The 23,278-nt window shown below is 59.3% G+C and carries 27 protein-coding genes; 4 read left to right on the top strand and 23 right to left on the bottom strand.

What is annotated here, in order from left to right; translation table 11 throughout:
* Positions 1–239: 239 nt before the first annotated feature.
* The 23 genes from AN189_RS17890 to AN189_RS19270 all read right to left on the bottom strand — a co-directional run bounded on the left by AN189_RS17890 (position 240) and on the right by AN189_RS19270 (position 16,336).
* The gene (locus AN189_RS17890; RefSeq protein ID WP_056039293.1) at positions 240–1,442 is read right to left on the bottom strand and encodes a phage minor head protein; all 1,203 of its coding nucleotides are present in this window, start codon (positions 1,440–1,442) and stop codon (positions 240–242) included.
* Positions 1,435–2,979, bottom strand: a complete 1,545-nt coding sequence (locus AN189_RS17885; RefSeq protein ID WP_056039290.1) for a DUF935 domain-containing protein — start codon at positions 2,977–2,979, stop codon at positions 1,435–1,437. Before AN189_RS17885 ends, AN189_RS17890 begins: the two co-directional genes overlap by 8 nt.
* Positions 2,973–4,538: a hypothetical protein gene (locus AN189_RS17880; RefSeq protein WP_056039287.1), complete on the bottom strand. Its 1,566-nt coding sequence runs from the start codon at positions 4,536–4,538 to the stop codon at positions 2,973–2,975. The genes AN189_RS17885 and AN189_RS17880 overlap by 7 nt, the downstream gene beginning before the upstream one ends.
* On the bottom strand, positions 4,535–5,116 hold the full coding sequence (locus tag AN189_RS17875) for a phage protein Gp27 family protein (RefSeq protein ID WP_083484500.1): 582 nt from the start codon (positions 5,114–5,116) through the stop codon (positions 4,535–4,537). The genes AN189_RS17880 and AN189_RS17875 overlap by 4 nt, the downstream gene beginning before the upstream one ends.
* 1 nt (position 5,117) lies before the next feature.
* Entirely contained in the window at positions 5,118–5,411 is a 294-nt protein-coding gene (locus tag AN189_RS17870; RefSeq protein WP_056039284.1) for a hypothetical protein, read from the bottom strand.
* Positions 5,412–5,446: 35 nt separating this feature from the next.
* Entirely contained in the window at positions 5,447–5,755 is a 309-nt protein-coding gene (locus AN189_RS17865; protein WP_056039281.1) for a hypothetical protein, read from the bottom strand.
* 2 nt (positions 5,756–5,757) lie between these two features.
* Positions 5,758–6,144 carry a hypothetical protein gene (locus AN189_RS17860; protein WP_056039278.1) on the bottom strand — a complete coding sequence of 129 codons (387 nt, stop codon included), beginning with the start codon at positions 6,142–6,144 and terminating at the stop codon, positions 5,758–5,760.
* Entirely contained in the window at positions 6,141–6,542 is a 402-nt protein-coding gene (locus AN189_RS17855) for a hypothetical protein (protein ID WP_056039275.1), read from the bottom strand. Before AN189_RS17855 ends, AN189_RS17860 begins: the two co-directional genes overlap by 4 nt.
* 4 nt (positions 6,543–6,546) lie before the next feature.
* Positions 6,547–6,768, bottom strand: a complete 222-nt coding sequence (locus AN189_RS17850; protein ID WP_056039272.1) for a hypothetical protein — start codon at positions 6,766–6,768, stop codon at positions 6,547–6,549.
* 12 nt (positions 6,769–6,780) lie between these two features.
* Positions 6,781–7,644, bottom strand: coding sequence for an N-acetylmuramoyl-L-alanine amidase (locus AN189_RS17845; RefSeq protein WP_056039268.1), 864 nt, complete (start codon positions 7,642–7,644; stop codon positions 6,781–6,783).
* 166 nt (positions 7,645–7,810) lie between these two features.
* A complete protein-coding gene (locus AN189_RS19275) occupies positions 7,811–8,926 on the bottom strand; it encodes a hypothetical protein (protein ID WP_157057558.1) in 1,116 nt (371 codons plus the stop codon).
* A gap of 103 nt (positions 8,927–9,029) precedes the next feature.
* Complete coding sequence (locus AN189_RS17840) at positions 9,030–9,419, bottom strand: hypothetical protein (RefSeq protein WP_056039265.1); 390 nt, start codon at positions 9,417–9,419, stop codon at positions 9,030–9,032.
* The gene (locus AN189_RS17835; RefSeq protein WP_056039262.1) at positions 9,416–9,850 is read right to left on the bottom strand and encodes a regulatory protein GemA; all 435 of its coding nucleotides are present in this window, start codon (positions 9,848–9,850) and stop codon (positions 9,416–9,418) included. The genes AN189_RS17840 and AN189_RS17835 overlap by 4 nt, the downstream gene beginning before the upstream one ends.
* Positions 9,851–9,853: 3 nt before the next feature.
* On the bottom strand, positions 9,854–10,498 hold the full coding sequence (locus tag AN189_RS17830; protein ID WP_056039259.1) for a DUF3164 family protein: 645 nt from the start codon (positions 10,496–10,498) through the stop codon (positions 9,854–9,856).
* A complete protein-coding gene (locus AN189_RS17825; RefSeq protein WP_157057557.1) occupies positions 10,491–10,718 on the bottom strand; it encodes a hypothetical protein in 228 nt (75 codons plus the stop codon). Before AN189_RS17825 ends, AN189_RS17830 begins: the two co-directional genes overlap by 8 nt.
* On the bottom strand, positions 10,711–11,049 hold the full coding sequence (locus tag AN189_RS17820) for a hypothetical protein (protein ID WP_056039252.1): 339 nt from the start codon (positions 11,047–11,049) through the stop codon (positions 10,711–10,713). The genes AN189_RS17825 and AN189_RS17820 overlap by 8 nt, the downstream gene beginning before the upstream one ends.
* Positions 11,046–11,417 (bottom strand): hypothetical protein, encoded by a 372-nt coding sequence (locus tag AN189_RS17815; protein ID WP_056039249.1) that lies wholly within the window; start codon positions 11,415–11,417, stop codon positions 11,046–11,048. Before AN189_RS17815 ends, AN189_RS17820 begins: the two co-directional genes overlap by 4 nt.
* The gene (locus tag AN189_RS17810) at positions 11,414–11,977 is read right to left on the bottom strand and encodes a hypothetical protein (protein WP_056039247.1); all 564 of its coding nucleotides are present in this window, start codon (positions 11,975–11,977) and stop codon (positions 11,414–11,416) included. The genes AN189_RS17815 and AN189_RS17810 overlap by 4 nt, the downstream gene beginning before the upstream one ends.
* On the bottom strand, positions 11,977–12,732 hold the full coding sequence (locus tag AN189_RS17805) for an AAA family ATPase (RefSeq protein ID WP_056039243.1): 756 nt from the start codon (positions 12,730–12,732) through the stop codon (positions 11,977–11,979). The genes AN189_RS17810 and AN189_RS17805 overlap by 1 nt, the downstream gene beginning before the upstream one ends.
* 57 nt (positions 12,733–12,789) lie before the next feature.
* Positions 12,790–14,928, bottom strand: coding sequence for a transposase domain-containing protein (locus AN189_RS17800; RefSeq protein ID WP_056039240.1), 2,139 nt, complete (start codon positions 14,926–14,928; stop codon positions 12,790–12,792).
* Positions 14,925–15,773, bottom strand: a complete 849-nt coding sequence (locus AN189_RS17795; protein ID WP_056039237.1) for a ParB N-terminal domain-containing protein — start codon at positions 15,771–15,773, stop codon at positions 14,925–14,927. The genes AN189_RS17800 and AN189_RS17795 overlap by 4 nt, the downstream gene beginning before the upstream one ends.
* Positions 15,774–15,860: 87 nt before the next feature.
* A complete protein-coding gene (locus tag AN189_RS17790) occupies positions 15,861–16,091 on the bottom strand; it encodes a hypothetical protein (RefSeq protein ID WP_157057556.1) in 231 nt (76 codons plus the stop codon).
* Positions 16,088–16,336 (bottom strand): hypothetical protein, encoded by a 249-nt coding sequence (locus AN189_RS19270; RefSeq protein WP_157057555.1) that lies wholly within the window; start codon positions 16,334–16,336, stop codon positions 16,088–16,090. Before AN189_RS19270 ends, AN189_RS17790 begins: the two co-directional genes overlap by 4 nt.
* A gap of 108 nt (positions 16,337–16,444) precedes the next feature.
* Here AN189_RS19270 and AN189_RS17785 point away from each other — a divergent pair, with 108 nt between their 5' ends.
* From AN189_RS17785 to AN189_RS17765, 4 genes are all read left to right on the top strand, one after another.
* Complete coding sequence (locus AN189_RS17785) at positions 16,445–17,110, top strand: S24 family peptidase (protein WP_056039231.1); 666 nt, start codon at positions 16,445–16,447, stop codon at positions 17,108–17,110.
* A 669-nt stretch (positions 17,111–17,779) separates the two neighbouring features.
* Positions 17,780–18,466, top strand: coding sequence for a M12 family metallopeptidase (locus AN189_RS17775; RefSeq protein ID WP_056039225.1), 687 nt, complete (start codon positions 17,780–17,782; stop codon positions 18,464–18,466).
* Between the two features lie 14 nt (positions 18,467–18,480).
* Positions 18,481–20,220, top strand: coding sequence for a hypothetical protein (locus AN189_RS17770; protein WP_056039222.1), 1,740 nt, complete (start codon positions 18,481–18,483; stop codon positions 20,218–20,220).
* Positions 20,221–21,224: 1,004 nt separating this feature from the next.
* Positions 21,225–23,081 (top strand): acyltransferase family protein, encoded by a 1,857-nt coding sequence (locus AN189_RS17765; protein ID WP_056039220.1) that lies wholly within the window; start codon positions 21,225–21,227, stop codon positions 23,079–23,081.
* The last annotated feature ends 197 nt before the right edge of the window (positions 23,082–23,278 follow it).

The raw sequence follows: 23,278 nt of genomic DNA, 5'->3' as shown, positions 1-23,278 counted from the left end.
AGGGCCGTACAGGGCCTTCACCGCCAAAACCCTACCCACGGTCGTCAAAACCAAAAGGGGGGTATTTAAACGGTATTTAATCGCGCTCTCAGGGCCTATTGCGTCGCAGGGCGGATGTCGGATCGGCACCCGGCGGTTGATTTTGGCCCGGTATCGGCATATTTCAAAAGTGCGCCTGAGCCAAACGGAGTACCGGCACTTGTTGCTGCGAGGGAGTTCCGATCCTCCAGGCGCATCCCCTACCTCAGAACCTCGACACCGTCCCGGCTCAGATCGGCCTCCCATTTGCGGCGGGTCGTGCGGTGGATCGTGCGGACCCAAAGCTCGCCGATGCGGGTCAGGTTCTTCAGCACGACATGCCAAGGCTCCGGCCCGTCGACAAAGATCAGCAGATCATCGCGCCCCTCGCGCCGGTCCCAGGCCATCGGACCCTCTGCAATCGCGTCAGAGACACGGGCCATCACCGCGGTGGTCACCGGGGTGTTCTTAGTGCCGACCTTTTGCCCGGCCGCGTCGGTGATCCTGACCAAGCGCGCCGGGTTGCCGATTGCATCCGCAATATCAGGGGCCATGATACCGATTGAGACACGCGCGCCCGACCGGCCAGCCAAGACTCGCTGGACCAGCCAGCTTGAGGCCATGTCGCGGACGGCGGCGCGGGCTTGCGGTTCAGAAAGGTTTGCAACGCGACCTTCGAGCAACCGCATCATGGCGGCCTGACGCATGGCACCCGGATTGCGGTCCCAGCCGGGATCGATGCCGACGGGAACCATCTTGGTCTCGCCGGTGCGGTTGTTCAGCCATTCGCGGGTGTCGATCTCGGGGCTGTCGTCGATGCCCAGTTCCTCGGCACGGGAGCGCGAGATCTGCATGACCCAGCATTTGCAGCCCCAGCCGTTGGGTGGATACCAGGTTTGCCAGAACGGGTCGTCCACTGGCAGGACCAGCCATTCCTTGGCCGCGTGGTGCGGGCGGTGCCGTTCGCTTGGTCCCAGACGATAGGCCAGATAGGGCAGGGCCGCCTTAGTCCGCTGGATCCGGTCCCATTGGCCAGCCGCGCGGGCCGATCGCAGGTTGGCGTCATAGATCGTCCGCAACCGGCGCGGCGTGCCCAGCTTTGCTGGAGCCGTCTCTCCGGTGGCCGGGTCAGTGACGGCCTGCGTGCCCCACCAGCCGCGGGCCTGAAGGCGGGGGCGCAACCGCTTTTGAAACTCCGCAAAGGCCAGCCCGTCATCGAGGGCCGTTTGCAGCTCGGCACGGATATCGCCCAGGACATCGAGGCTGGTGGCCTTGGCCACGCTGAAGGCGACGGCGTGTTCCTCGGGTTCGACATCCAACCAGCTAAAGGCGGGTTGCCAGCCCTTGTTTGCGAGAAAGCGTGACGCCTCGGGCGGTGGGCCCGGATCAAAGCTGTAGCCGGGCCGGTCGTCAGTCTCAGCCATCCACCACGTCCCCGGCCGCGCGGGCAGTAAAGCTGGCGCGCACGAGCTGGTCGATCAGGCGAGAGCTGGGCAAGCCGTCGATCTTGTCAAGGGCCGCACGCGCGGTCTCATAGCTGTCCGCCTCCGCGATCGCGGCCATGAACGGCCCCATCAGCTCGTCCATGACCGGTTCCCAGTCCGACAGCATGTCGCGCTGGATGTCGTCGATCACATCGACCTCAGCCCCGTTTCGGGCGAGTGTCAGCCGCGCTGTCGTGGTTGGCACCGGGGCCGTCACAGGCGCGCCGCCAAAGACTTCGTCGTCATCGTCGGGGTCGGACATGCGCACGATCCCGCGCGCCTCGGTCGCCTTGAAGGTCACACCGGCACTGGCGAGTGCCACGACACCATCCACCTTGGCCTTGATGTCCTCGGGTTCCTCGACCGTGATCAGAACCTTGGGAAAGCCTTTGACCGGGCCAAAGTTCAGCAGCACCGCCGGGATCAGCAGGTCCCGATTGATCGCGCCCGTGATGCCCCGCGCGTCGGCGGTAGCGACATCGTGGCGGACCTCGTTGTGGACATTGGCCTGTGCCTGACTGGACCCGTTGTCGGTGGTCATCGTCTGACCCAGTACTGCCTTGCTGATCTGTTCGTCGACGTAGCGGGCGAGGTTTTCAAAGATGGGCTGGCTGCCGTTGCCGGACGTGTTCTGGACGAATTCGATGTCCATGTGCTTTGGGATCACCGCCGCCGCATCCGTGCCGATGTTGGCGACCGCGCGGAACAAGGTGGCCACATCCTGCTTTGTCGCGGCCTGATCGTATTTGCCCAAGCGCAACGGCAGGCCGTAGGTTTCGACAAACGCCATCCAGTCCTTGACCGTGTAGGCTTTGCACATCCAGCTAAAGGCCACGACGCGGGCCAGGCCGCCCCGAAACGCCTGACCGGATTTCAGCTTGGCGGTGTGGACGATGAACCGAAACGGGCGTAGCTCTACCCCGTCCAGCGGATCGGCATCGTCACGCAGCCTGATCTTGCGCCCGGTCTCGCGGTCGAACTGGAAAAAGCGCTGCGTCCGCCAGACAAAGGCGCGGGGCGTCCAGCCGGTCGCGTCCGTTGCCCAGTCGATCTCGACGACGGCGAAGCCCTTGCCGACGGCGTCCATCAGATCCTCGACCAGGTCCGCGAATTGATCGTGCCCGGTGATATTGTCCTCGACCCATTTGGCGATGGCCACGTCGGTGGCAGCCTCGGAATAGGGTTTGACCGTTGCCCTGATGCCGGACACGGCACGTTTGCGCTGGCCCAGGACAGAGGCGTAGTGCGGGTCGCGCTCTTCCATCTCTTCGGCCAGCGTCATGAAGGCGTCCAGCTCACCCCGGTCGCAGTCCTGCAGAATACCCGCCAGCGCCTGCGGTGTCAGACCGCTGGCGACCGACTCGACCCACGACTGGCGCACGCCTGTCATGCCGCCTTCGGCCTGTTCCTCGGTCAGCTCGCCCGTCTTGACCAGGCGGCCCCAGGCATCGCGCAACACATCCCTGATTTTCACCATAGCCCCTCACGTGATCCAAAGCCTGCGGTCGTCTCGACCGTCTTTCCGTCATCGTCAGGCCGCCCGCCCCGTGGCACCCGCTCGTAGGTCGCGACCTGGTATTCGGTTTTGAGTGCGGCCAGCAGCAGCATCAGGGCGACGAAGGCATCGCCGTGCCGTCCCTTGTTGCGCTCGTTCGGGATCGTCGGGATGCCGCGCACCAGCTTGACCGCCCGCATGTCGTCGCGGACATCGACATCATTGGCGAGGCTGATCGTCTGATCCTCGAAGTGCTTTTTAACCCGCGGCCCGTGCTCCAGGTAATAGCCCTGGCTCAGCTTCACCGCCTCGATCCGGTCGTGACCGAACCGTTCCTGGCAGCGTTCAGCGAGGCCAAGACCGTTACCCGTCGCGTCGAACTTGGCCCCCAGAAACCGCGCCAACCCCGTGATGACGCTTTCGATCACCTGGTATTGCTGTTCGATCGGCATGTTCTTGAGCTCGATCATCAGCGGCACCACGACGGACAGGTCGCGCTGTTCCTGTCCGATGGCGAGGATGGTCAGGTCAGAGGTGCGGCCAAAGTCTTCGCCCATCGCGGTCAACCGGTCATCGTCCAGCCGGGTCAGATGTGGCACGACCTCATTGTCGAGGAAGGTCTGCACGAAGGTCCTGCGCTCTTCGGCAGGCCGCAACTCGAACCCTGACGGGCACGACAGCCGGGCGACGTGATGCGCATCAGTCATGCAGGCCTCGACAGCGGCGGCCGAGATATAGGCCCCGCTGCCCATCTTGGGGATGCAGTGCAACTCCTCGTCGGCGTCATCGCCGTAGAACGCCATGATGTCCGCGATCTTCTCGGCCTTGGCCTCAGGCGTGTTGGGCCAGCCGCGTGACAGCGCCATCTGTTCGTACCAGCCGTCGTTGACGGCATCGTCAAAGGTGACCCGCAGCACGACGCCCTTGCGCTTGCCGGACCGGACGTCGGCGATCAAACGATTGAAGGCGTTCTCCGCGCCGTCGTGCGTGCTGATCACCAGCACCTTGCCGCCAAGCATCAAGAGCGCCACCGCAGCCTTGAGCATCTCGTCCAGCTCGTCGTGGAATGCAGCCTCGTCAAAGATCACGAAGCCTTGGCGACCACGCAAGCTGCGCGGCTTGCTGGTCAGGGCGACGATGTCGAAACCGGAGGCAAACCGGATGCGAAAGGCGTTGATGTCCTTGTCCGCCCCTTCCTCGGTCTGGTCCTTGAAGATGAACTCCTCGACGGCGCTCGCAGCGGGCATGAAGGCCTTGGCCCACATGGCACAGACGTCGATGAACTCTTGCGCCATGTCCAGATTGAACCCGATGTAGAGCACGTCCATTCCGCCTGCCGCCCGTTGCGCGCCAGCCGTCAGCACGGCGTCCGACCCGATCCCCCAGGTCATGCCGATGCGGCGCGACTTCTCACAAACGACGAGCTGCTCTGTCGCCATCAGTGACAGCAGGCGTTGTTGATAAGGCAGCAGGACAGACGGCAGGTCGCCCCCTGCGACCACGACCGCGGGCAGTTCCGGCTTGGTCGCAACGCCGGTCACAGCGCCACCCCGAGGATGCGCGCCTTGATCGCGGCCGCCGTGTCGGCGGTCAGGCCAAAGGTCTTGGCGTTCTGGGTCAGGTCATCGGCGACAGCCGCCTTGGCCTCGCACGCCGCCTGTTCGGCGATGCGCTTTTCCTGATCGGCCGTCATCTTCTCGCGCATACCGGACGAACTCATCACGTCCTTGAGCATCTTGCCCAGGAACGCCAGCTCGCGCGGGTCGATCTCCTCGCCTTCCTTGAGCATCTGGGATTTCATGACCTTGAAGGCCAGCGTCGTGATCATCTGGAACAAGACGTTGTGGCGCTTGGCTTCCTCTTCCAGGCCATTGCCTTCCATCCAACTGACCGCCCAGGCGCTCGCCTCTTCCTGGGCGCGGGCCATCTGTTCGTATTCCTGGCCGTAGGCATGCACCGCCGATTTGCCGATCCGCACCTCGAGGCCGCGCTCTTCAAGCTTGTCGTTCAGATCCGCTGCGAGTTCGACATAGCCGGAAAACCCGCGCTCCTTCAGCGCGTCCTGAAGCCAGTCGCGCAACTCCTTGGGCAGCAGATCGATCTTGCGGGGCGGGGGCATGTCAGCGCCGCGCCGTCGGACGTTTGACGCCGGGATAAACGCTGCGGCCAAGCGCCACCTCTGCACCCCGCACGGTCGCCGTGGCGATGACCACATGGCCGTGGTCCGTCATCTCGATCAATTCGGCATCCGCCAGCCAGGCAAGTGCGGCCCGCATCTGGTCCTCGGTCGTGGACACACCGACACCATTGACCACGTCGATCAGGATCGAGGCGTTCGACGTGTAATCAGACGACCGTTCGAGGTGCCGCAGGATCGACAGGCGGCGGTGTTCGGTTTCGGGATTTGCAGCCATGTTGAAGGCTCCTTTGAAAGGGTAGTGAAACTGGTTCAGGGATCGGGGCGCATGACGCCCGGCACTGTCCGCGTGCCGTCCGCGACCTCGCGCCCATCGAGCGTGATGCGGGCAATGATCTCGTCCGCATGCCGTCGGACCGTGATCAGCTCTTGTTCTTCCAGCCACTGCAGCGCGGCGATTGTCTGATCCATCGTCGAGGGCACGCCCAGGCGTTGACAGTTCAGACGCAACAGGCTCGCGGCGGCCTCGTAACCGGGGGTGCCCAGCAGGTATTCCAGGATTTCCAGGCGGCGCTTTTCCGTCTCGATCCGGACCACGCTGTTGGCCCATTGGCGCAGCATGCTCACTTGCCACGCTCCGCATTGGCCAGGACACCACGGTAGAGCGTGTCGACCATCTGGGCCGTATGCGCGCCCGTGACTTCCAGCTTGGCGATCGAGACCACGACAGCTTGCAGATCGGACTTGGTCGCGAGTGATCCCATGCGTGCCTCGACCGCCGTCAGGCGCGTCTCGACCTTCTTGAGCTCGTAGCCCAGGCGGCCTTGATCCTTTTCGACGTCCTCAAGCCGCTTGACGATTTCCTTGTGGCCAGAGGTCAGGCCGCTGAAATCGGATTTGACCCGACTGGATACGCGGCCCCAAAACCAGCGCCCGAGGAACCCCAGAACGCCGATGGCCGCGAGGATCAGACCCAGCAGTTCCTTTCCGCCCGTGATCCACTCCATCATGCCAATCCCCAAGACAACAGGCCGAATACGGACAGCATCACGCCTGCCTGTGTGGTGATTGCGCCTCGGCAGGGTAGTCCGCGCGGGCGTCCGATCATGCGCACCGTCGCAGCAACCCAGAAAGCTGCCGCAGCAACGATGGCTGACAACAGATCCGGGGCAGGGTGCAATTCCCAAAGGTTCGTGCCGCTGTTTACCAACAGCCGCGCCGCGATGTAGTAGATCCGTTCGACGAGGATCGCGGCTCCGAACAGGAACAGCGGACTGGCGACCGGCGCAAAGCTTGCCGGGGCCTGAACGTAGGGCAGCACCGTCACCCCGTTCCAGAGGATCAGCAGGACCGACAGGCAAAGCGTCACATGCCCGGCGAGGGTGATGGCGGACCAGCCCAATTCCATGGGCTCAACCCTTGGTCAGCTTGATCGGGGCGTTGGCTTTGATCCGGCCATAGAGTGCGACAGCCCCCGCGACACTGGCGGCGATGCCGGTCAGAAGCTGCGACAGGGTTTCCGCGTCAGCCTCGGACGTCGCATAACCAAGCAGGTTCAGCAGGCCGATGATCACGGCCGCGACAGCGCCCCAGATCGTTTTCGACGCGAAGGGGGATTTGGGTGAGTTCAGCATCGGGGGGGCCTTTCAGGTGGGTTTGGTCAGTTCGGTGGTGTAGTTGGCGACGATCCATCCCTCTTGCCCGCCCCACAGGACGCGCATCCAGGGCCGCCCGGCAAAGACGCCTTCGCGGATGACCGGCACGGCGGTGCCGTCAGGGATCGCTGCGATGACATTGGGGTTGAAGCTGGGCCAGCGGCGCATGTTCAGGCGGCTGCCACGGGTGGCAATCTTGACAAGCTGTTGGCCTTGGCGGCGGGACGATTGTTCCTCTGCTGCGATGTCAGCCGGATCGTCACGGCCCAGAACCTTGGCGCGGATCGCCTCAAGCGGGAACAGAGGGTTGGTGTCTGTCTTGCGACCTGGCGAGACATACCAGTGTGTGCGGATGTCCGTCAGCGTCGGGATGCCTGCGAACAGTGTGGTGCAGAGTGCGGTGACCGTGGCGATCTGCTCGGGCGTATAGTCCATCCACCAGCCGTGGCCGTGTTCGTCTGTCGTGACCTCGTGGATGTTGAAGGTCTCGACGTTAAACGTCTCTTTGAACCACGTCCGCGCAAAGCCATGCCCCGCCGCCGTCATGCGGCCGGGGTTCACGATCTCGATCCCGATGGAGAACCCGTTGCAGCCGGTCTGGCCGTGATATTCCGACCGGCCTGCATGATTGGCGCGGCGGTTCGTGGCGACCTGCTGGATCAGCGACCCGTCACGCTCGACGACAAAGTGGACGGAAACCTTGGCAGTGTTGTTTGCCAGGTAGGTAGCGGCGGACCCTTCGCCCAAGCGGCTGGCCGTGTCGTGAAGGACGATCAGCGTCGGCTCAATCGTGCCACCTACGTGCGTTGCGGCCTGCCAAGTAGCAGTCGTGATCTTGTGGCGGGAAAGTTTCATGGCGCGGGCTCCGGGCGGCAGTGTCCCGGTCAATTTGCCATCGCGCGCGCGAACGGTAGCCGGTGAACGCGTTCACCGGGTGTCCGATGAATGTGTCTCACAGCGACGAAGTATTTATCAGAATGCCGATCCCATCGGAGGGAATCTTAGATCAGTCGATCTGGCGCTAATCTGGCGCGTCCACTACTACGACATACCCTTCATATTTCTCGGGATAGGACGCCATCGCTTGTCCAAGTGACATTGGACGGCAGCCTCTAAATCCACCTAATAAAACTTCATTTTGAGGGACTTCAGCTTCAAACGCACCAAACACCGCAGCTTGAGTTGGGAAAAGGCGGGTTTCGTAGCGAGATAGGTCGTCGCGGCCAAGCCATGAGCGAAACGAAAAGTCGTAAAGGCTTTCAAGTCGCTGATCAAAAGAAACCGGATATTCTGGATCACAATATGTAATGTGGTTGCTGATATTAATGATGTTTTGTGTTCCGCTAGGACAGGCGGGCGGGTTGTCCGCATACGCCCATACTTTATCCAAGATGACATCCACCGAAGTGACGTCAACATCAGAATCCCAGCCGTTCGCTACGCTGACTTGGCGACTAGATTGATAGTATTCATCTTGAAGGTGAGGTGGCTCCGACAAGCAGGTTCCGCTTACTTCCGTGGCGACAATATTAAAGATCTGGGTGTAGCTAAGAAAAATATCTGACGCGGTAATGGAGCTATTGATGATCCCATTCCCAAAACCGTCAAATTGGATCGCAGAATTCGAAACAGTTGATTGATCAAAATAGTTGTTTGTTCCAGAAATCCAGAAACTCGCACCGCTAAGCGTTGCGTTTCGCAGTACTACGTCGGTCAAAGATAGCCAACCGACACTACTGTCTCTTAAGTCAATGCCGTCCAAAACTGTCGCACCGCGACAGGTATTGGAGTTGGTGATTGAATCATCCTTTGGTCGACAACCCAACTCAACGCCATTCAGCGTCTCACCGCCTTTGACCAAGGTGCTGATCGACGACCCTCGAAGTCTTGGCGGTAGGGCCGGATCCAAAAGGTACGACCACGCCCTCAGCTTTTCGGACTCCCTCCGCTCGGCTCTCTCCTCTTGCAAAATGTCCCGCTGTTTATTTCTATCGTTTAAATCTACCCAAATCTGGTAGCCAGTAAACGCAACGATACAAAAAGCAGTGAAACTACCGATTTTTGCGCATAGTCTCGCTGCTGGCGCTGTCTCCAATCGTTGGACCAGGCGCTCTAGTCGGGTGAGGTTGTCTTCCATATGCGGGCCTCATCTGTTGTGAGTTCCGCAATCAAACCATTTTCAACGTTCCAAAACAATTCTCGATGTGTTGACAGTTTTTAAGGAATGATCGACCTGCCGTTCAGAACTTGAACTGTTCTTGGCCCAAATTTTGATCTTGATCCAATTCCGCCCGGTACTTTTTGACTGTCCGTTGGTTGAGGTCGCAGCGCAGTGCAACGTCAAGTACGGACGCGCCGTCTTCGAGCATCGCGATTGCACGACGGCGGCGCTCAAGCCGTTCGGCATCGCGGCCCCGCATGTGGCCGCAAGGCAGGGCGATCCGCCCAGGGCCAAAGGTCTCGATCAGTTTGAGTGTCGCCGGCGTGCCGATGATCTCGGACAGCAGGCTTGGGGTGGGTTTCACCGGTATATTGATCTCGGTGCCGCCCCGCCGCTTGAGCAGCTTGGCGGTCAACTCCAGACCGATCGCGTCCTCGATCTCTCCTGCGATACCCGGCAGTTGGGTCATCGCTCAGTCTTGATTCCGCGTCGCGCGCACCAGTCCTTTAGTGCGCGGGTCACGTCGTTAATCTGGCCCGCGTCTTGCAGCGTATCGATGTCGATAGGGACTGAGGCCCATTTGCCCTCGAACCGGGACCGGACGAAGGCGTTCAGACCTGCGCGCCCTGGCCGATCCAGTGCACCATCCTCGCCCAGCAGCCGCCAGAGCACATGGATGTAGCGCAGGTCCGCGCGGGGTGCGGCCTTGCGCTTGCCCGTGGCCGTGACCCGGAACCCCTTTTCCTTGAGCCGGGCCAGCAGCTTTTGCAGGTCCGCCTCGTCCATGTCCGCCATCGATGCCTTGCCCGTCACGACCAGTTGCAGGTCGCGGCGGGTTTCAGCGTCGATCGCCAGCTCGCGGCAGGCGACATGGACAAGGCGTTGCAGGGAGCGGGTCATGGCTCAGGCCTTCGCCAGATCGATGGTGATGGCCTGCCAAGGTGCGTCAAAGCGGTCGCGACGGTAGCAGCGGACATATGTTTTCGACCCGACCACGCGCATCGCGTCACGGATCGCGTCCATCGCCTTGGTCCAGCGCGGGTCTGCGATATCCAGACGCAGGAGCATGAACACTTCGGACCGATTGATCTGCCCCGCCTTGTCGGTGTTGAAGGCGCGGGTGACGATCGTGCGGATCTCGTCACGGGCGTTGGCCGCCCATTCGTTCAGGCACTCGTCCACCAGCTCCTTGGCGATCTGGAGTTCGGGACCAAAATCGATGTGGTCGCTGACCTGCACCTGCACCTTGAACAGGCCGTCCACGCTCATCAGCGTTTTGTTGCCCTTCTTGCCGCCCAGCTTGGCGTCGTATTCTTGGGCGAGCAGCGCCTCGAAGGCCCCGATGTCGTCAAACGTGTGTTCCTTGAACCGGGCGACCTGGTCCGACAGCGCGCAGGCAAAGCCCACGATCTTGCGGACGGTTTCGTCCTCCAGCAGGTGTTGCGGCTTGACCAGGTCAACGGGCTTCCAGCCGCCCTTGCCGTCGCCGATCTCGATGCGGCCGTCGATTTCGCGACGGCCGGTGCCGATGGGGGTCATGTCAGTCATGGGTGTAGTCCTCTTTCGTGGCGAAAATTACGGGGTGGTGCTGGTCCGGCGCCGGGCGATCCGGCAGCAGACCCGAGACGGCGAGAAGCGTGGCCATGGCCTCGATCTCGTCCATGGTGCAAAGGGTGGTGCCCCTTGCGCCCATCAGATCGACCTTGGCGACGGCGGAGGCCGCCAGGCGCAGCATCTCGTCTTGTGTGAAGCGGGACGGATCAGGCATCTGGCTCTCCATCATCAAGGACGGAGGCCGCGAGATCGTCTTGGGCGATCACGGCCAGCAATTCGTTGCAGAATTCCGGCACGGTCTGGCCACGCTCATGGGCGAGTGGCCGCAGACGGCTCACGGTCTGCGGTGCAACAGACATCAACGTGGGCCGCTGCCCCGCGCCCTTGCCGGTGCGAAACTTCGGGATGACCTCGCCATTGCGCCGTGCCTTGCAGCAATAGTGATAGACCGTGGTGATCTGTCGATCGACCTCGAGCGCGATCTGCGCGGGGGCCATGCCTTGCTTGGCGAGGGCGATGATACGGGTCTCGATTTCACCAGTCATTTGCGGCCCTCCGCCAGAAAGACCGGGCAGCGGTGGCAGGCTCGGTACATCTTGACGCCTTGCGCATTGGCCCCGTTGAACACGCGGGCGCGCCTGCGCCATGCCTGGCATTGATCCAGCGGCAGCTCGCCCAGTGCCGGGCAGTCGCGCGTCGCGGCCAGCAGCTTGCCCGTGACCAGCTCTTCGACCAGGTCGAGCTCGGCTGCATACTTGTTGCGCAAGACCTGACTGACCAAGGCGGGCGACCGTTCGAGCCGCCTTGCGACCTTGTTTTGGGACGTCTCCTCGCAGGCCTCGGCCAGACGCAGAACCCAGTCGGGCAAAGCCGGACCCCACGCCTCGCGGGCCACTGTCACAGCGCCACTCATGCCAAGGCCTCCGGCATGTGGGTGATCTCGTTCAGGTTCGGATCATAGACGACCGTCACCCGGCGTTCGCGCGGGGGCAGGGGGCCGGTGTTCCGCCGCAGGCGGTAGGTTGCCTCGCGTTTGCCGGGGATCGCCTTTTCCACGACCTTGAAATAGCCGCCTTTGAGAAGCAGCCGGCAAAAGTCGCGCGCCTCGTCCTCGCTGACCGAAAGCCAGTCGGTCGTCGCATGGGCCACCACATCACGCGGTGTGAACTGACCAAGGCCGCGCATGGCCTCCCACATCAGATCGTGGGGCGTGCGGGTCTGTTTCAGCCGTTCGTCGCGGACCACTTTGGGCGGGCGGTGTTCGTTCTTGACGCGGAAATAAAGGCGTCCCTTGTAGCCCTTGCCGCAGGCATCGACCTTGCCTTCGTCGACCCAGCCCTTGACGATCTTGGTGACCGTGCCGGGGGCGAGCCGTGTTTTCGCGGCCAGTTCCATGAAGCTGAACTGGTCCAGTGTCGTGGCCATGTTCCAGCATTTGACCTGCGTGCGGTTTGCATAAGGATTGCTGGCCATCAGCGTGCCCCCCGTGCGAGGTCGCCGAACTTGCGGATTTCAGGGGCGATCCCCGTAAAGAACTGCTTGCGCCCCCAGTCGTTGACATCGACCGTCTGCAGGCCCTCGACCTGGGCGAACTCGCGCACGCGGTCGAGGTTCACGCAGATGCGCCGGATCGAGCTCATGGACGCTTCCAGCAGCTTTTTGCGGAGAGGCTGGGTCAGCTCGATCCCCGGCGCGTAAATCCGCGCCAGATGGTTCACGTCGCTCATGTCACCGGGTTCGGCGGCGACCCAGTCGAGGATACGGCCGTGGACCCGTTCCCATTCGCGCAGCTTTTGCGGCAACAGCTCTTCACCGATCAGGATGACCGGGGCCTGACTGCCCTCGTAGATGTCGCGGACGATCTCGATCATGCGGCGCTGGACCAGGTGATCGGCCTCGTCGATGATTAGCGGGCGGTCCGTCATGGCCAGATGCGCACTGATCTGATCCAGCATGTCACCGATGGTCTTGGCCGCGGGCACGGCCAGTTCCGCGAGGATCGCCTCGCACAGCTTCTTCTTGGTCCAGACCGATTTGACCTGCACCGTCACCGCGTGAAACTTGTTCGTGGCGTAGATGCCTGCCGTGGTTTTGCCGAACCCGCTAGGGCCGTAGAATGTCCCCATGCCCGGCAAATTTGGCGACCGGTTCTGAATTCTGTCGATCAACGCCACAAGGGCTGCTACGTTGCGTAGCGGGGCGACCGAATTTTGTGTTGCGTCTTGCATGCTGCACTGCTCCTTCGTGTTGCTCTTACCGCCGTCCGGGGTGCCACCCGGCGGCGGTTATTCTTTGGCCAGGACCTCAAGTCCGAAATCCGCGACCATGCCTTGCCAGGTTCTGTATTCAGCGGTGCCCTGATACCCAGCCAACCAGCGCTGCTGTTCCTTGGTCACCGCGTCACCCGCAGCGATCATCTCTTCCAGGGCGCGGGCGCGCATGAATGTCTCGCGCCCGTCGCGTTCTACTGTTTCCGCCGCACGCGCGGCGCGGGCCTGATCGAGGTCGGCGACCATCGCGGCCTGTGCGGCCTTCACGTCAGCGCTGATCGGGGCCGGTGACGGCGCGCGCGCCTTGTCAAAGAACGGTCGCACGACCTTGGCAGCGACGGGCTCGTCCGCGACCTCGACGGGCGGGAGGGCATCGGCAACATCGCGCGCGGTCAACTGCCGGTAGGCGTCCAGTTCGCCCTTGGCCGCCTTGGTGTATTCGCGCTTGGCGCGGGCGGTGGCACGGGCGTCGTCGACATCAAAGAAGCCTGACTTTTCCGAGCAGGGCGCAAAGCCGAGGTATTCGTTGGCGTTGGAATAGATGTGCAGACCGTCCCAGAGTGCCTGACGGTCGAACCGGACCACGACCTTCTGGCCCATGATCCCGTGCATCCAGTCCGCCCAATAGCGGTTGCGCATGAAATTGATCTGGCCGGTGTTGGCGTTGACCTTGATGCCCTCGGCACCCATCAGCCACAGCCTGCGCTGCGCCTCGGTCGCCTTGCGGATCGGTGCGGTCGCGTAACTTTCGGCGAACACGTCGTCGAAGCTGCGGCCATAGGCGATCTCTGACCTGCGATCGGGCCGCGCGTTGTGGGCTGCGATCTCTTCGTCGACGATCTGGGTGAACAGCGCCAGCGGCACCGCCCGTTCGCCATAGTTCTCGGGCTTTGCCAGCGGCGTGTTGCCCGTGTAGGCCCCGGCAAACGCCGGATGCTTGGCGATGCGATCGCACAGATCACGGAACGCGCGCTCAATGGGCTTTGACTGCCCTGAAAACGGCAAGGCCCAGTGGATCTCGCAGCCAAGGCTGGTCAGCAGACCGGATGGATCGTCCTCTTTGACCTTGAAGCGGAAGCGGTTCTTGACCCCACCGGTGATCATCTTTGATGCGAACTCGCGCCCGTTGTCCAAGAGCATATGCTCGGGGATGCCCCAGCGTTCGATCAGATCGCCGATGGTAAGCTGGACGCAATGGCTGTTGGCCGTCCGGTCGATCCGGTGGGCCAGCAGCTTGCCGGAATAGATATCCTGAAACGCGCATAACTGCGGCCGGGCGATCTCGGCCCGCAGGCCGTCCGCCGTCGCCGGGAACTGCACGAACACGTCAAAGCGGTGAAAGTCGCCGTTGATCCCTTCCAGCGCCTGCATCGCGGATTTGTCGCGGGTCTGGGCCGGGCGCATGCGTTTCAGCGCCTCATATCCCTTGCGCGCCAGCGTCAGCATGGTTGGCGACAGGTCACGGTCCAACTGACGGCGGACCGTGTGCAGCGGGGCAACGTCCAGCCCCTCTGTCTTGGCGATCCGCACGACCCGGTCGTAGACGGATTTGAGGCTGGGGGCCTCGGGGCGCAAATAATCGGCCTTGATGTAGTCGAGGAACGTGGGATCGATGGTCGCGCGCCGCTTGCCCTTGACCGCGGCGCGGTGACGGGGCGCGAGATAGGGCAGGCGGTCATCGGACCGCACACCGTCGATCATGGCGAACCAGTTAAAGATGGTGCGCTGGGATTTGCCCGACAGCGCCGCCGCATCATCGACCGCGACGATCCGGCTGGCCCCGCCTTGCTCCATTGCCTCGACGGACTGGATCACTTTCAGGCGTTCCTCTGCCGTGGCTTTGGCCTTGACGGGCAGCCCCTCGAACCACGCCCAAGCTTCGTCGCGGCTGGGCTTGTCGGATGCAGCGGGCAGGGCGGCAGCATCGCTGGACGTGGTCAGCAGCTTTTGCTGTGCGCGGGCCGGAAACAGCGTCCAATGGTATTCGCGCCCACCACCGCGACCGGCACGACGGCGCACCAGTTGGGGCGCGCGATCCCAGCCAAGGCGCTGTGCCATCGCGTTGATGCGGCGCTTGGTGCCGGGCATATCTGGCAGCCCTGCGGCCGCAATCTCGGCAGCGGTCCACCATTCCTGTTGCGGTGTGCGGGTCATGGTGCGTCAGCGCCCTCGTCGTCGATGGCGTCCAGCAGCGCGGCCAGATCATCGGCCTGCATGGCGACGAACCGTCTGCGCGCCGCTTTGCTGGACCGCGCCCAGGCATCGCGCAGGGCCATCAACTGCTGTTCAACAGGGTCTTTAACGGGGCGATGACGGACCGGTTTCAACGCTTGCGCCAGCTTCTTGACCTCACCGTTGGCAAAGGCCTCGACGGCGTCCTCGCGCAGGTCGGGGTCAGCCTTGGCGAATGCCAAGAGGTCGTTCAGCGTGGTGCGCGCCGGGGCCGCGTGCAGGCGGGCCGCCATGGTCTTGTTGATCGCTTCGCCAGCCTCGATCAGCTTGAAAATTTTACGCCGCGAAAGGCCTGTCTGACGCTCGGTTTGGGTCACGAAAGATACAAGTGCCGAGTCGGCACTTGTATCCCAACGAACCGCCATTCCCATTTTACCCTGCGCCGTTTCAGGGTGTTCCGCCAGATATTCACGACGACGCGCGGCCAGGTGAATGGCACGGTCAAGATCGTTCAGATCGGCGCGGGCAAGGTTGGCGTCGATCTCGATTAGTCGGATCGCGGCGGCTGGTCCTTCGTAGCAGCGGACCGGAATGTCATCCAGTTTCAGCAGCTTGAGCGCGGCCATCCGATGCGCCCCGTCAATCAGTTCGAAACGGCCCTTGGGCAGTCGTCTGACAATGATCGGTGTCAGCAACCCGTGCTCTTCGATCGACCGCACGATGGACCCGATTGCGACAGGATCAACCTCGCGCAGGCGGTCCGTCGGGATCACGATGGACGACCGGGACAGCGCGGTGACGGTGGGGATTAACTTTGCGCGGCTCATGACAGGCCACCCGCAATGAACAGGCTACCGATCAGGATGATGGCGAGTGCAATGACACCAAGAATGTCCGTCAGGATTGTGCGCAGGTCATACATGGTGCGCACTCACAGCTCTGGCGATCTGGCGTGTCCGTTCAATCTGGTCTGCAATCGTTCGCGCTTGCACTGACACGCGCATCAGATGCTGGCCGCAACTTGGCGCGGTGATCGACAGGATCAGTTGCATGGCAAAGGCCACGCGCTGTTCCTCGGTCATCAGCTCTGCGGCATCTGCCGCCATTTGAACGGCGGGTGACGTAGTGAAAGGGACCAAGGTCATGCGGCTTTCCCCTTGCTGGACGGGCGCGGAACATCGGCAGGCCACGCCAGATCGGCGGGCCAGATCGCGTCAAACCGTTTCATGACGGTCTCATAGGTGCGTGTGTTGACGTCACCATCGTTCATAAGCCGATGGATCAGGTCACCTTTGGAGGAGACCTGAGAGGATACTGCCCAGTGCGATACACCCTGATGTGAGGCGAGTGTTTCCGAGAGCGAAACGATGTGTTGCGTAAGAACTGTCATGCAGTCATCTAGCCACCAGTGGCTTTTAGTGTCAAGCTACTTGTGGCTAGTTTCAGCTATTGAAACGCTTAAAGTTGCTTGGCTAGCCCACAGTGGCTAATGAGAGGCATGGACGACGTGTTGGAAGCACTTGATGAGGCCCTAAAAAGGGCTGGACTATCGGACGCTGCTGCATCGCAGTTGGCCGTCGGCAACCCGTCCGCAATCAAAAATCTGCGCATGCAGAAGGGCGCAGTTAAGAGATACAACTATCTCACGCTAGCTAAGCTCGCGAACGTTCTGGGAATGGAGCTGTATTTCGGACCACCTCGGCAGTTCGCGCCTAGTGACGCAAGCCAGGAAGAAGCCGACGATCAAGAGTTCGTCAAAGTCCGGCGCTACGACGTCAAGCTATCTGCGGGACCTGGTCTGAATGGTGACAACTCTGCGCCCTTGGCACCCGTCGCCTTCCGTGCCGCTTGGATGACCTCGGCCGGCCTGATCGCCGACAAGTGTTGTGTCCTGGGCGTCCAGGGCGACAGCATGCTTCCCACGCTGTCCGACGGTGATCTTGTCCTGGTGGACGAGCGCCAAACCACCCTGCGCGACCGCGGCGTCTATGCCTTCGTCGACGTCACCGGCGACGCCCGAATCAAACGCCTGGAACGCCTCGACGACCAGCTCCTCATCCGGTCCGACAACCCCGACCACGCCATCGAGATCCGCAAACCCGCCGAAGCCAACCTGATACGCCTGATCGGTAAGGTCGTCTGGTCTGGGCATAGTTGGCGGTGACATGCTCCTTCGATGAGGAAAACGCATTTCGACCAAGTTCGAGAAGAGGCACTTGAGTGCTTAGTCGGCTCTTCAAAGTGATTTGGGCTATCGTTCTGATCACAGGCGTTTTTCAGGCGATCGAATGGTTCAAGAAGGATTGGCCTATTGATCAAGACAGAACGATCGTTGACCAAGTCATAATTTGTCACTTTGCAAATCTAAACTCCGGTGGCGAAAACTACATCGCGTTAATCGACACCTTGGGCCTACGCCCAGATGTAGAGACAGCAGTAGGTTTAGCCGTGCAAGGTCGGCCACGGTTTAGCAGGCCCTATGACTGTTTTGCGAACCTTTCGCAGGAACAGTTTCGGGAACTGAACGCTTCGGAAGACTATCGAACAGCCCTAAAAATTCTCTACCGAAGGATGAACAAGACGTATCTCTTTGGTAGGTAAAAGCCTTGGTGTTTGATCCTATGGTCTGATCCTTTCTTTGGAATGCAAGGATGAGCCAGAATTCAAAATTGTACTGCTGCAGATCCTGCTACAATGCCTAGAGGCAGTGGCCTACCGCCGGAGCTAGAAACCTAAGCTTTTTACTCGCTCTGCTGAGCAGAGTTTTCAGTCACTAACTTAAAAATTGTGGTAACATTGTGGTGATGTAGCTGATTCTGCTTGGACGTTTCTGATGACGTTAAGTTCCTTATTGTGCACGTCCCAGGTCTTGCCACGGCTTCCTGAGCGGAACTTCGATGACGTAGCTCCTCAAGGCACCACCTACGTCGACAAGTTTTGGCCAACAGGTAGCAAACTAAGAGTTTCGTTTATTGATCCCGTACACCCGCTAATCCAGATTGCTACAATTGGCATCGCTCGAGGCTGGTCAAAGTATGCGAATATATCATTCAACCTGGCAGATCACAGCGGCGACATTCGCATCGGCACAGGCAGACCAGGAAACTACTCTTATGTCGGCACCGACGCCCGTAAGATTGCAATAAACCAGCCGACAATGAACTTGTCGGTGCTAGCGTCCGACAGGTACGATATAGCGGGTTACCAATCAACGATTTTGCATGAATTCGGCCATGCTCTGGGCTTGGCGCACGAGCAAAAACACCCCGAAGCTAATATCCCGTGGGATCGTGCGAAGGTCTTTGAAGAGTACCGCAAGCACGGTTGGGACGATTCCAAGATTGAGCTGGCGTTTTTTAAGACGTCGGATGTTGTAGAATATGCACCATATGATCCAAATTCAATTATGCATTATCCAGTTCAACAGCACTTAACGAAAGGCAACTTTGAGCTGCCCCGAACGGTTCGTCTCTCGAAAATGGATTGCGAAATGATCGCCCGTATTTACCCAAAAAATTGAGAAGGTTGCAGATAATGAATTCTAATACGGATATGAAAGCTGCGGCAACAGACTATGAGAAACTCTATAAGTTGCAGGAGTTTTTCGAGACCAGCAAGTGGCGTCAGAAAAGTGGAGTTGTAGGCAATTCGTTTCGTGCCGCAAAAGTACTTTTGAATGTTGTAGGAGATTTGTATTATGGCTGGGCGGGCCCTGCGCCAGAAGACATCGTTGACTTAGGCGAACTAGACCAGCTAGTCGATATGATCGAGAATGAGCTACCGCCAGACTCCAATGTGCAGTTGCAACTAGAATGGAAGACATTTTCCGGCAAATACAAGCATATTGTCGGCGTGAAGGTAGTCCCAGCCCAGCAAAATGAGATACCAAATCTATCCCCCGAAAGCACACAATTTGTGAAGTCCAAGCGGCAAACATTGCACCAAAGGATCAATCCGCCTGAGTCTAAAATGTTAGAATTGATGCGCGCGTGCCTGAGGGATGTGTGTGATTGCGCCACACAAAAAGATGCGCAAATTGCAGAAGTGATCAAAAAAGGCAACAAGCTGGCCGAGACGTTTACAGGCGACCATACAGCGCCTGGGATTGGCGGTGAGAATAGGAATATCATTCTTGATCCCGCCAACACCTCCGTTCAAGTTTCAAAAGGTATGGCAAGTGTTGCGGTTGAGGAAAAGTTCAACACTCAGGGCCTGAATTTTTGGGATTGGGACACTTGGTTCGGCGGCAATGATGATGCAGCGGCTGCGAACACGAGCGAGTTTATGCCAGAAAATTTAGCAATTTACCCGACGTACGACCCTTTAGACACTGAGGTCTCCGATGTGGCGTTTGCTGCTGACGCACCCGCAGGACACGCCGAATACCATAGCCTTCGCAACGAGATAACAAGTATGCGCCGCATATCTTTAAATCTCATCAACCATCGATTTGCCAACGGATATAGCATTGTTGCGAACTACAGACCGGGCAAGGCAAATAAGTATACTATGGCTTCGTCCGCTCTGCTTGCTTTGGCCGAAAACCCACCAAACCTAAGTGCGTTGGATGCTCTTCAGATGGCATTCTATGCTTCAATGGAAGCTAGTCCCGAGGCTAAGCAGTATTATTCCCGCACGTTCGCCTCTGGGTTTCGCAAAGTAAACCCAATGTTGTTGTCGAGCATGTTTGGCTACGCCGAGAGCGAGACAGGGGCCTACTACCCTGGTGAGATCGTACGCTTCTCGCATCCCATGAGCCCGGGTGGTCTTGAAACAGCAGTGGTTGTGGAAGCTGAGGGGATCGTAATCAAAACGGTCCTTGTTTGCCCAAACTACGGTGCCCCGCGTCTTCAAACATCAGATTTTGGCCAAGTCGTTTGGCGCTGGATGCCAGCTCCGATGACAACTATCGCGCCCGACAGTAAAATGGGGGCGTTTTGGGGTCCGAATTTGCAGGTATACCGTCAGTTGATGGACGGACGTTACGCTAATTATTTCTGGAAGCAGGTGTTTCAAAACACATCCGTTAGTCCTGATACAATCGGAGACTTCATGGCGGTTTACCGTCGTCAGGTGTTGCCGATCACCAAGCGCAGCCCGATCGTTCCAGGCGCACTATTATTCAACGACCAACCCGAAGATTACGCCGTCGCTGCCAACCCTTATTCATTTTATTGCATGTCCAAAGCGCGAGATAAGTATAAGATGCTTACGCTCACCGCTGATCAATTCAAGCCCACCCGGATCTGGTATCCGCATCTGCAGCGCAGTTAGAGAATGCGCAAGGTGGCTTTACTCGTCCTGCATGATCTTGGCTCACATTAGCTTTCGGTCGAGCTCAAAATTGCGATAATGCGGGCTACGGCTGGAGTGTTTACAGTGACGGCCGGACGCTGGCAATCGGTGGGAGCGGTCGCAATCTCGCTCTTGTAAGCAGGGTAAGAGACGTCCCACCTTGCCGACAGCTCGAGCACAATGATGGTCCTCAGATACCTTCAAAAATATGCCTTTCGCGTAGAAGTGGGACGCAACTGCCGAAGTGGGACGCGGACGTCCCACTTCGGAGGTCGTAAAGCTGGCAGTCGAGGGTTGCCAGACGGCACACTGAGCGCTTTGAATGCCGGTTTAAATGGGGTTTGAGGCGCATTCGTCGGCTCGTTGCGCGGAGGTCGGATCAGGTCAACCACAGGGCCTGAAAGGGCGCATAAGTGGCCATATGCAAAACCAGCAGCGCCGCAGGGACAAGGGCATCAATCCGATCTGAAGGGGTTATTTTAAAGGGCCTTTCCGATGTCTTCCGGCTTGGCCCGCTCTCTTCCGGCAACTGCAAGTCTCTTTGTTTCCCTACAAGCGTGACATCAGGTTTTGCAGTGCGTGACAGTTAATGTTGCAGCAAGCGATTTTTCGAAAACTGACCTAAATCGCAATTCCATCAGCTTCCGGTGCCTAGCCGAACTTGATGCGTCTTGCGGCGAACGGCGGCTCAGAGCCGACACCGACTATTGCTGCACTATGCTTGGACGCTCGCAAACTGCGTACTGCTGCCATTGGTCATACTAAGGACAGCCCACAGCTGGCCATGAGCAAACAGTCGACTCTAAGATCCGGTGCTCCGAGCAAACAGCCGCGATAGGTCCCGGCAAGCTCACGCTTTGAGATCCCGAAGCATCATGTTGTCAACAGAAACAACTGAAAGATCGACATTCATGCTGGACAGTGCAGCGACGGCTCTTCAGTTTCCGCAAATACCATTTTGAACATCATAAAACTCTAGGCCAATGTCACAGCAGCACATACAAAGCTACATCCCCGCCATCGACGGTTATCGGGCTATTGCAGTAGTTTCGGTGTTTCTGTTTCACCTCTTTCCTGAAGTGTTGCCGGGGGGCTTTATCGGGGTGGACGTATTCTTCGTGATTTCGGGCTTTCTCATCACCCGATTGATATTGAAGGAACTGACCGCTGAACGCTTCTCTCTCCTGACCTTCTACCAGCGCCGCATCGCGCGGATTTTCCCAGTCTTTTTTGCCGCGATTGGCGCGACACTCGTCGCAGCGGCGGTGCTCTATAACGACCAAGACTTTGCAAACGTTGCTGAGGCAGCGGGCTATACCTCTGTGTTTCTGGCTAATATCCACCTCCTGACTCTTGGCAGCTATTTCGGGATAGAGCACGATGCGCAGCCGCTCTTGCACTATTGGTCACTTGCGGTGGAGGAACAATTTTACCTGTTCTTCCCCTTGCTTTTGATACTCGTCTGGGGATCTCGCACGTGGCTTTTACGGAGCACTATTGCGCTTTTATTGCTTAGCCTCGTTCTCTGTATTGGTGTTTCGCTGGAGAAACCACGTTGGGCCTTTTACCTGCTGCCGACGCGAGCCTGGCAATTGCTAGCAGGATCCTTGCTGGCGATCTATTGTGATGAGATCGCAGCCGCAGCAAGACGCCATTCAAACGCACTTGCCATGCTAGGACTATCCTTGGTCGTCGGCAGCATGGTGTTCTTGTCCGGAGAGCTGTCTTACCCCGGCGTCTACGCCATTGCCCCCACGCTCGGAGCAAGTTTGCTGATCGCGGCCTGTTTGCAACCTTCAACAGGTGTGGTTGCGGGTCTGTCGGCCCGCCCGCTACGCTTCGTTGGCAAGATCTCGTATTCCCTATATATTTGGCACTGGCCTATTTTCTGCATTGTTGACTATCGATTGATGACCTGGTCCGCAGAGCCAAGGGTGTTGATCAAGGTTTTGCTCTCGCTCGGGCTCGCCTTGCTAAGCTACTATTTGATTGAAACTCCCGCGCGCCACTATCTGAACAAGCCGCGGAGTCGAAATCTGGCGCTGGGCGGTTCCGTCTTTGCGATAGTATCTTCTGTGGTGGCCGCTTTTCAGATCACATCGACCCATTTTGTCTTCGCGCGTGACAGCGAGCTACGTGCTGAAGGCCGCTTTTATGATAATAAATCTGACCACGAGGTTGTCTTGCTGGGCGACAGTATGGCGACGATGTACGGTGCAGTCTTTCGCCGTGAACTACGTGACCTTGGACTCAATTTCCGCCTGCTGGCATCGCCTGCAACCAATTTCCTTCCCGGTGAATCTGGAACCAAGTGGCCGCAGGTCGTTGAGATCCTGCGAGAACACGAGCCCGAACTGATCATTATTTCCTATGCATGGCGGGGGAAGCTTCATCTCAACGACAACGTCCTTTGCGATACCCTACAGCAACTGGAGGGGCTGTCTTCCCAAATACTTCTGCTCACAGATGTCCCCCGCTTGCCGGACGGTGTCGGCCGTGCTGACGTCAGAGACAGCAAACAATACGTCTTTTTTGAGCCAAGTTTTTCAGCGTCACGGCGGACAGAGGCGCTCTCGATTTTGACCTCGGTCACTGGCCAAGCCGTTTCACTTTTTGATGTCTCGCCGTACCTTTTAACCGAAGACGGCGCCATTCAGTTTGTTGGGGCAAATGGGCGAGCGACTTATCATGATACGACGCATCTTTCAGAGACTGGGATCGAAACACATAAGAGCGAGTTGTTTTCGCGCGTTCAGTATATGGTAGATGCACCATCTTTGCCGCTTAGCATGCCAGCATCATGCACGGATATCAGACCTGTCGAGGGGACGCTTGACTAGCCGTCGGAGAGTGACTTCTCCATAATGGGGCGGGCTTTTTGTACAATCAGCAAACGATAAAACGCAGCCTACATCAATTTACGAATTTTTGGTGATATCTCACACCGCACGTGCGTGATACCGACCTTCGTGAAGCGTGCTGCGAAGGTCCGCTCTCCTCCCTTCACAAACACCCCCTCAACCACCGCCACGCCCGC

It is taken from the genome of Loktanella sp. 3ANDIMAR09, from assembly GCF_001420005.1.
Lineage (GTDB): Bacteria > Pseudomonadota > Alphaproteobacteria > Rhodobacterales > Rhodobacteraceae > Loktanella.
Note: the sequence above shows the minus strand (reverse complement) of the source record. Positions and strands in the feature narration are given on the sequence as shown.

Bases quoted from the DNA above. Each gene is read 5' to 3' on its own strand.
- AN189_RS17890 (WP_056039293.1), bottom strand. From the start codon at position 1,442: ATGGCTGAGACTGACGACCGGCCCGGCTACAGCTTTGATCCGGGCCCA.
- AN189_RS17885 (WP_056039290.1), bottom strand. From the start codon at position 2,979: ATGGTGAAAATCAGGGATGTGTTGCGCGATGCCTGGGGCCGCCTGGTC.
- AN189_RS17875 (WP_083484500.1), bottom strand. From the start codon at position 5,116: ATGCCCCCGCCCCGCAAGATCGATCTGCTGCCCAAGGAGTTGCGCGAC.
- AN189_RS17870 (WP_056039284.1), bottom strand. From the start codon at position 5,411: ATGGCTGCAAATCCCGAAACCGAACACCGCCGCCTGTCGATCCTGCGG.
- AN189_RS17865 (WP_056039281.1), bottom strand. From the start codon at position 5,755: ATGCTGCGCCAATGGGCCAACAGCGTGGTCCGGATCGAGACGGAAAAG.
- AN189_RS17860 (WP_056039278.1), bottom strand. From the start codon at position 6,144: ATGATGGAGTGGATCACGGGCGGAAAGGAACTGCTGGGTCTGATCCTC.
- AN189_RS17855 (WP_056039275.1), bottom strand. From the start codon at position 6,542: ATGGAATTGGGCTGGTCCGCCATCACCCTCGCCGGGCATGTGACGCTT.
- AN189_RS17850 (WP_056039272.1), bottom strand. From the start codon at position 6,768: ATGCTGAACTCACCCAAATCCCCCTTCGCGTCGAAAACGATCTGGGGC.
- AN189_RS17845 (WP_056039268.1), bottom strand. From the start codon at position 7,644: ATGAAACTTTCCCGCCACAAGATCACGACTGCTACTTGGCAGGCCGCA.
- AN189_RS19275 (WP_157057558.1), bottom strand. From the start codon at position 8,926: ATGGAAGACAACCTCACCCGACTAGAGCGCCTGGTCCAACGATTGGAG.
- AN189_RS17840 (WP_056039265.1), bottom strand. From the start codon at position 9,419: ATGACCCAACTGCCGGGTATCGCAGGAGAGATCGAGGACGCGATCGGT.
- AN189_RS17835 (WP_056039262.1), bottom strand. From the start codon at position 9,850: ATGACCCGCTCCCTGCAACGCCTTGTCCATGTCGCCTGCCGCGAGCTG.
- AN189_RS17830 (WP_056039259.1), bottom strand. From the start codon at position 10,498: ATGACTGACATGACCCCCATCGGCACCGGCCGTCGCGAAATCGACGGC.
- AN189_RS17825 (WP_157057557.1), bottom strand. From the start codon at position 10,718: ATGCCTGATCCGTCCCGCTTCACACAAGACGAGATGCTGCGCCTGGCG.
- AN189_RS17820 (WP_056039252.1), bottom strand. From the start codon at position 11,049: ATGACTGGTGAAATCGAGACCCGTATCATCGCCCTCGCCAAGCAAGGC.
- AN189_RS17815 (WP_056039249.1), bottom strand. From the start codon at position 11,417: ATGAGTGGCGCTGTGACAGTGGCCCGCGAGGCGTGGGGTCCGGCTTTG.
- AN189_RS17810 (WP_056039247.1), bottom strand. From the start codon at position 11,977: ATGGCCAGCAATCCTTATGCAAACCGCACGCAGGTCAAATGCTGGAAC.
- AN189_RS17805 (WP_056039243.1), bottom strand. From the start codon at position 12,732: ATGCAAGACGCAACACAAAATTCGGTCGCCCCGCTACGCAACGTAGCA.
- AN189_RS17800 (WP_056039240.1), bottom strand. From the start codon at position 14,928: ATGACCCGCACACCGCAACAGGAATGGTGGACCGCTGCCGAGATTGCG.
- AN189_RS17795 (WP_056039237.1), bottom strand. From the start codon at position 15,773: ATGAGCCGCGCAAAGTTAATCCCCACCGTCACCGCGCTGTCCCGGTCG.
- AN189_RS17790 (WP_157057556.1), bottom strand. From the start codon at position 16,091: ATGACCTTGGTCCCTTTCACTACGTCACCCGCCGTTCAAATGGCGGCA.
- AN189_RS19270 (WP_157057555.1), bottom strand. From the start codon at position 16,336: ATGACAGTTCTTACGCAACACATCGTTTCGCTCTCGGAAACACTCGCC.
- AN189_RS17785 (WP_056039231.1), top strand. From the start codon at position 16,445: ATGGACGACGTGTTGGAAGCACTTGATGAGGCCCTAAAAAGGGCTGGA.
- AN189_RS17775 (WP_056039225.1), top strand. From the start codon at position 17,780: ATGACGTTAAGTTCCTTATTGTGCACGTCCCAGGTCTTGCCACGGCTT.
- AN189_RS17770 (WP_056039222.1), top strand. From the start codon at position 18,481: ATGAATTCTAATACGGATATGAAAGCTGCGGCAACAGACTATGAGAAA.
- AN189_RS17765 (WP_056039220.1), top strand. From the start codon at position 21,225: ATGTCACAGCAGCACATACAAAGCTACATCCCCGCCATCGACGGTTAT.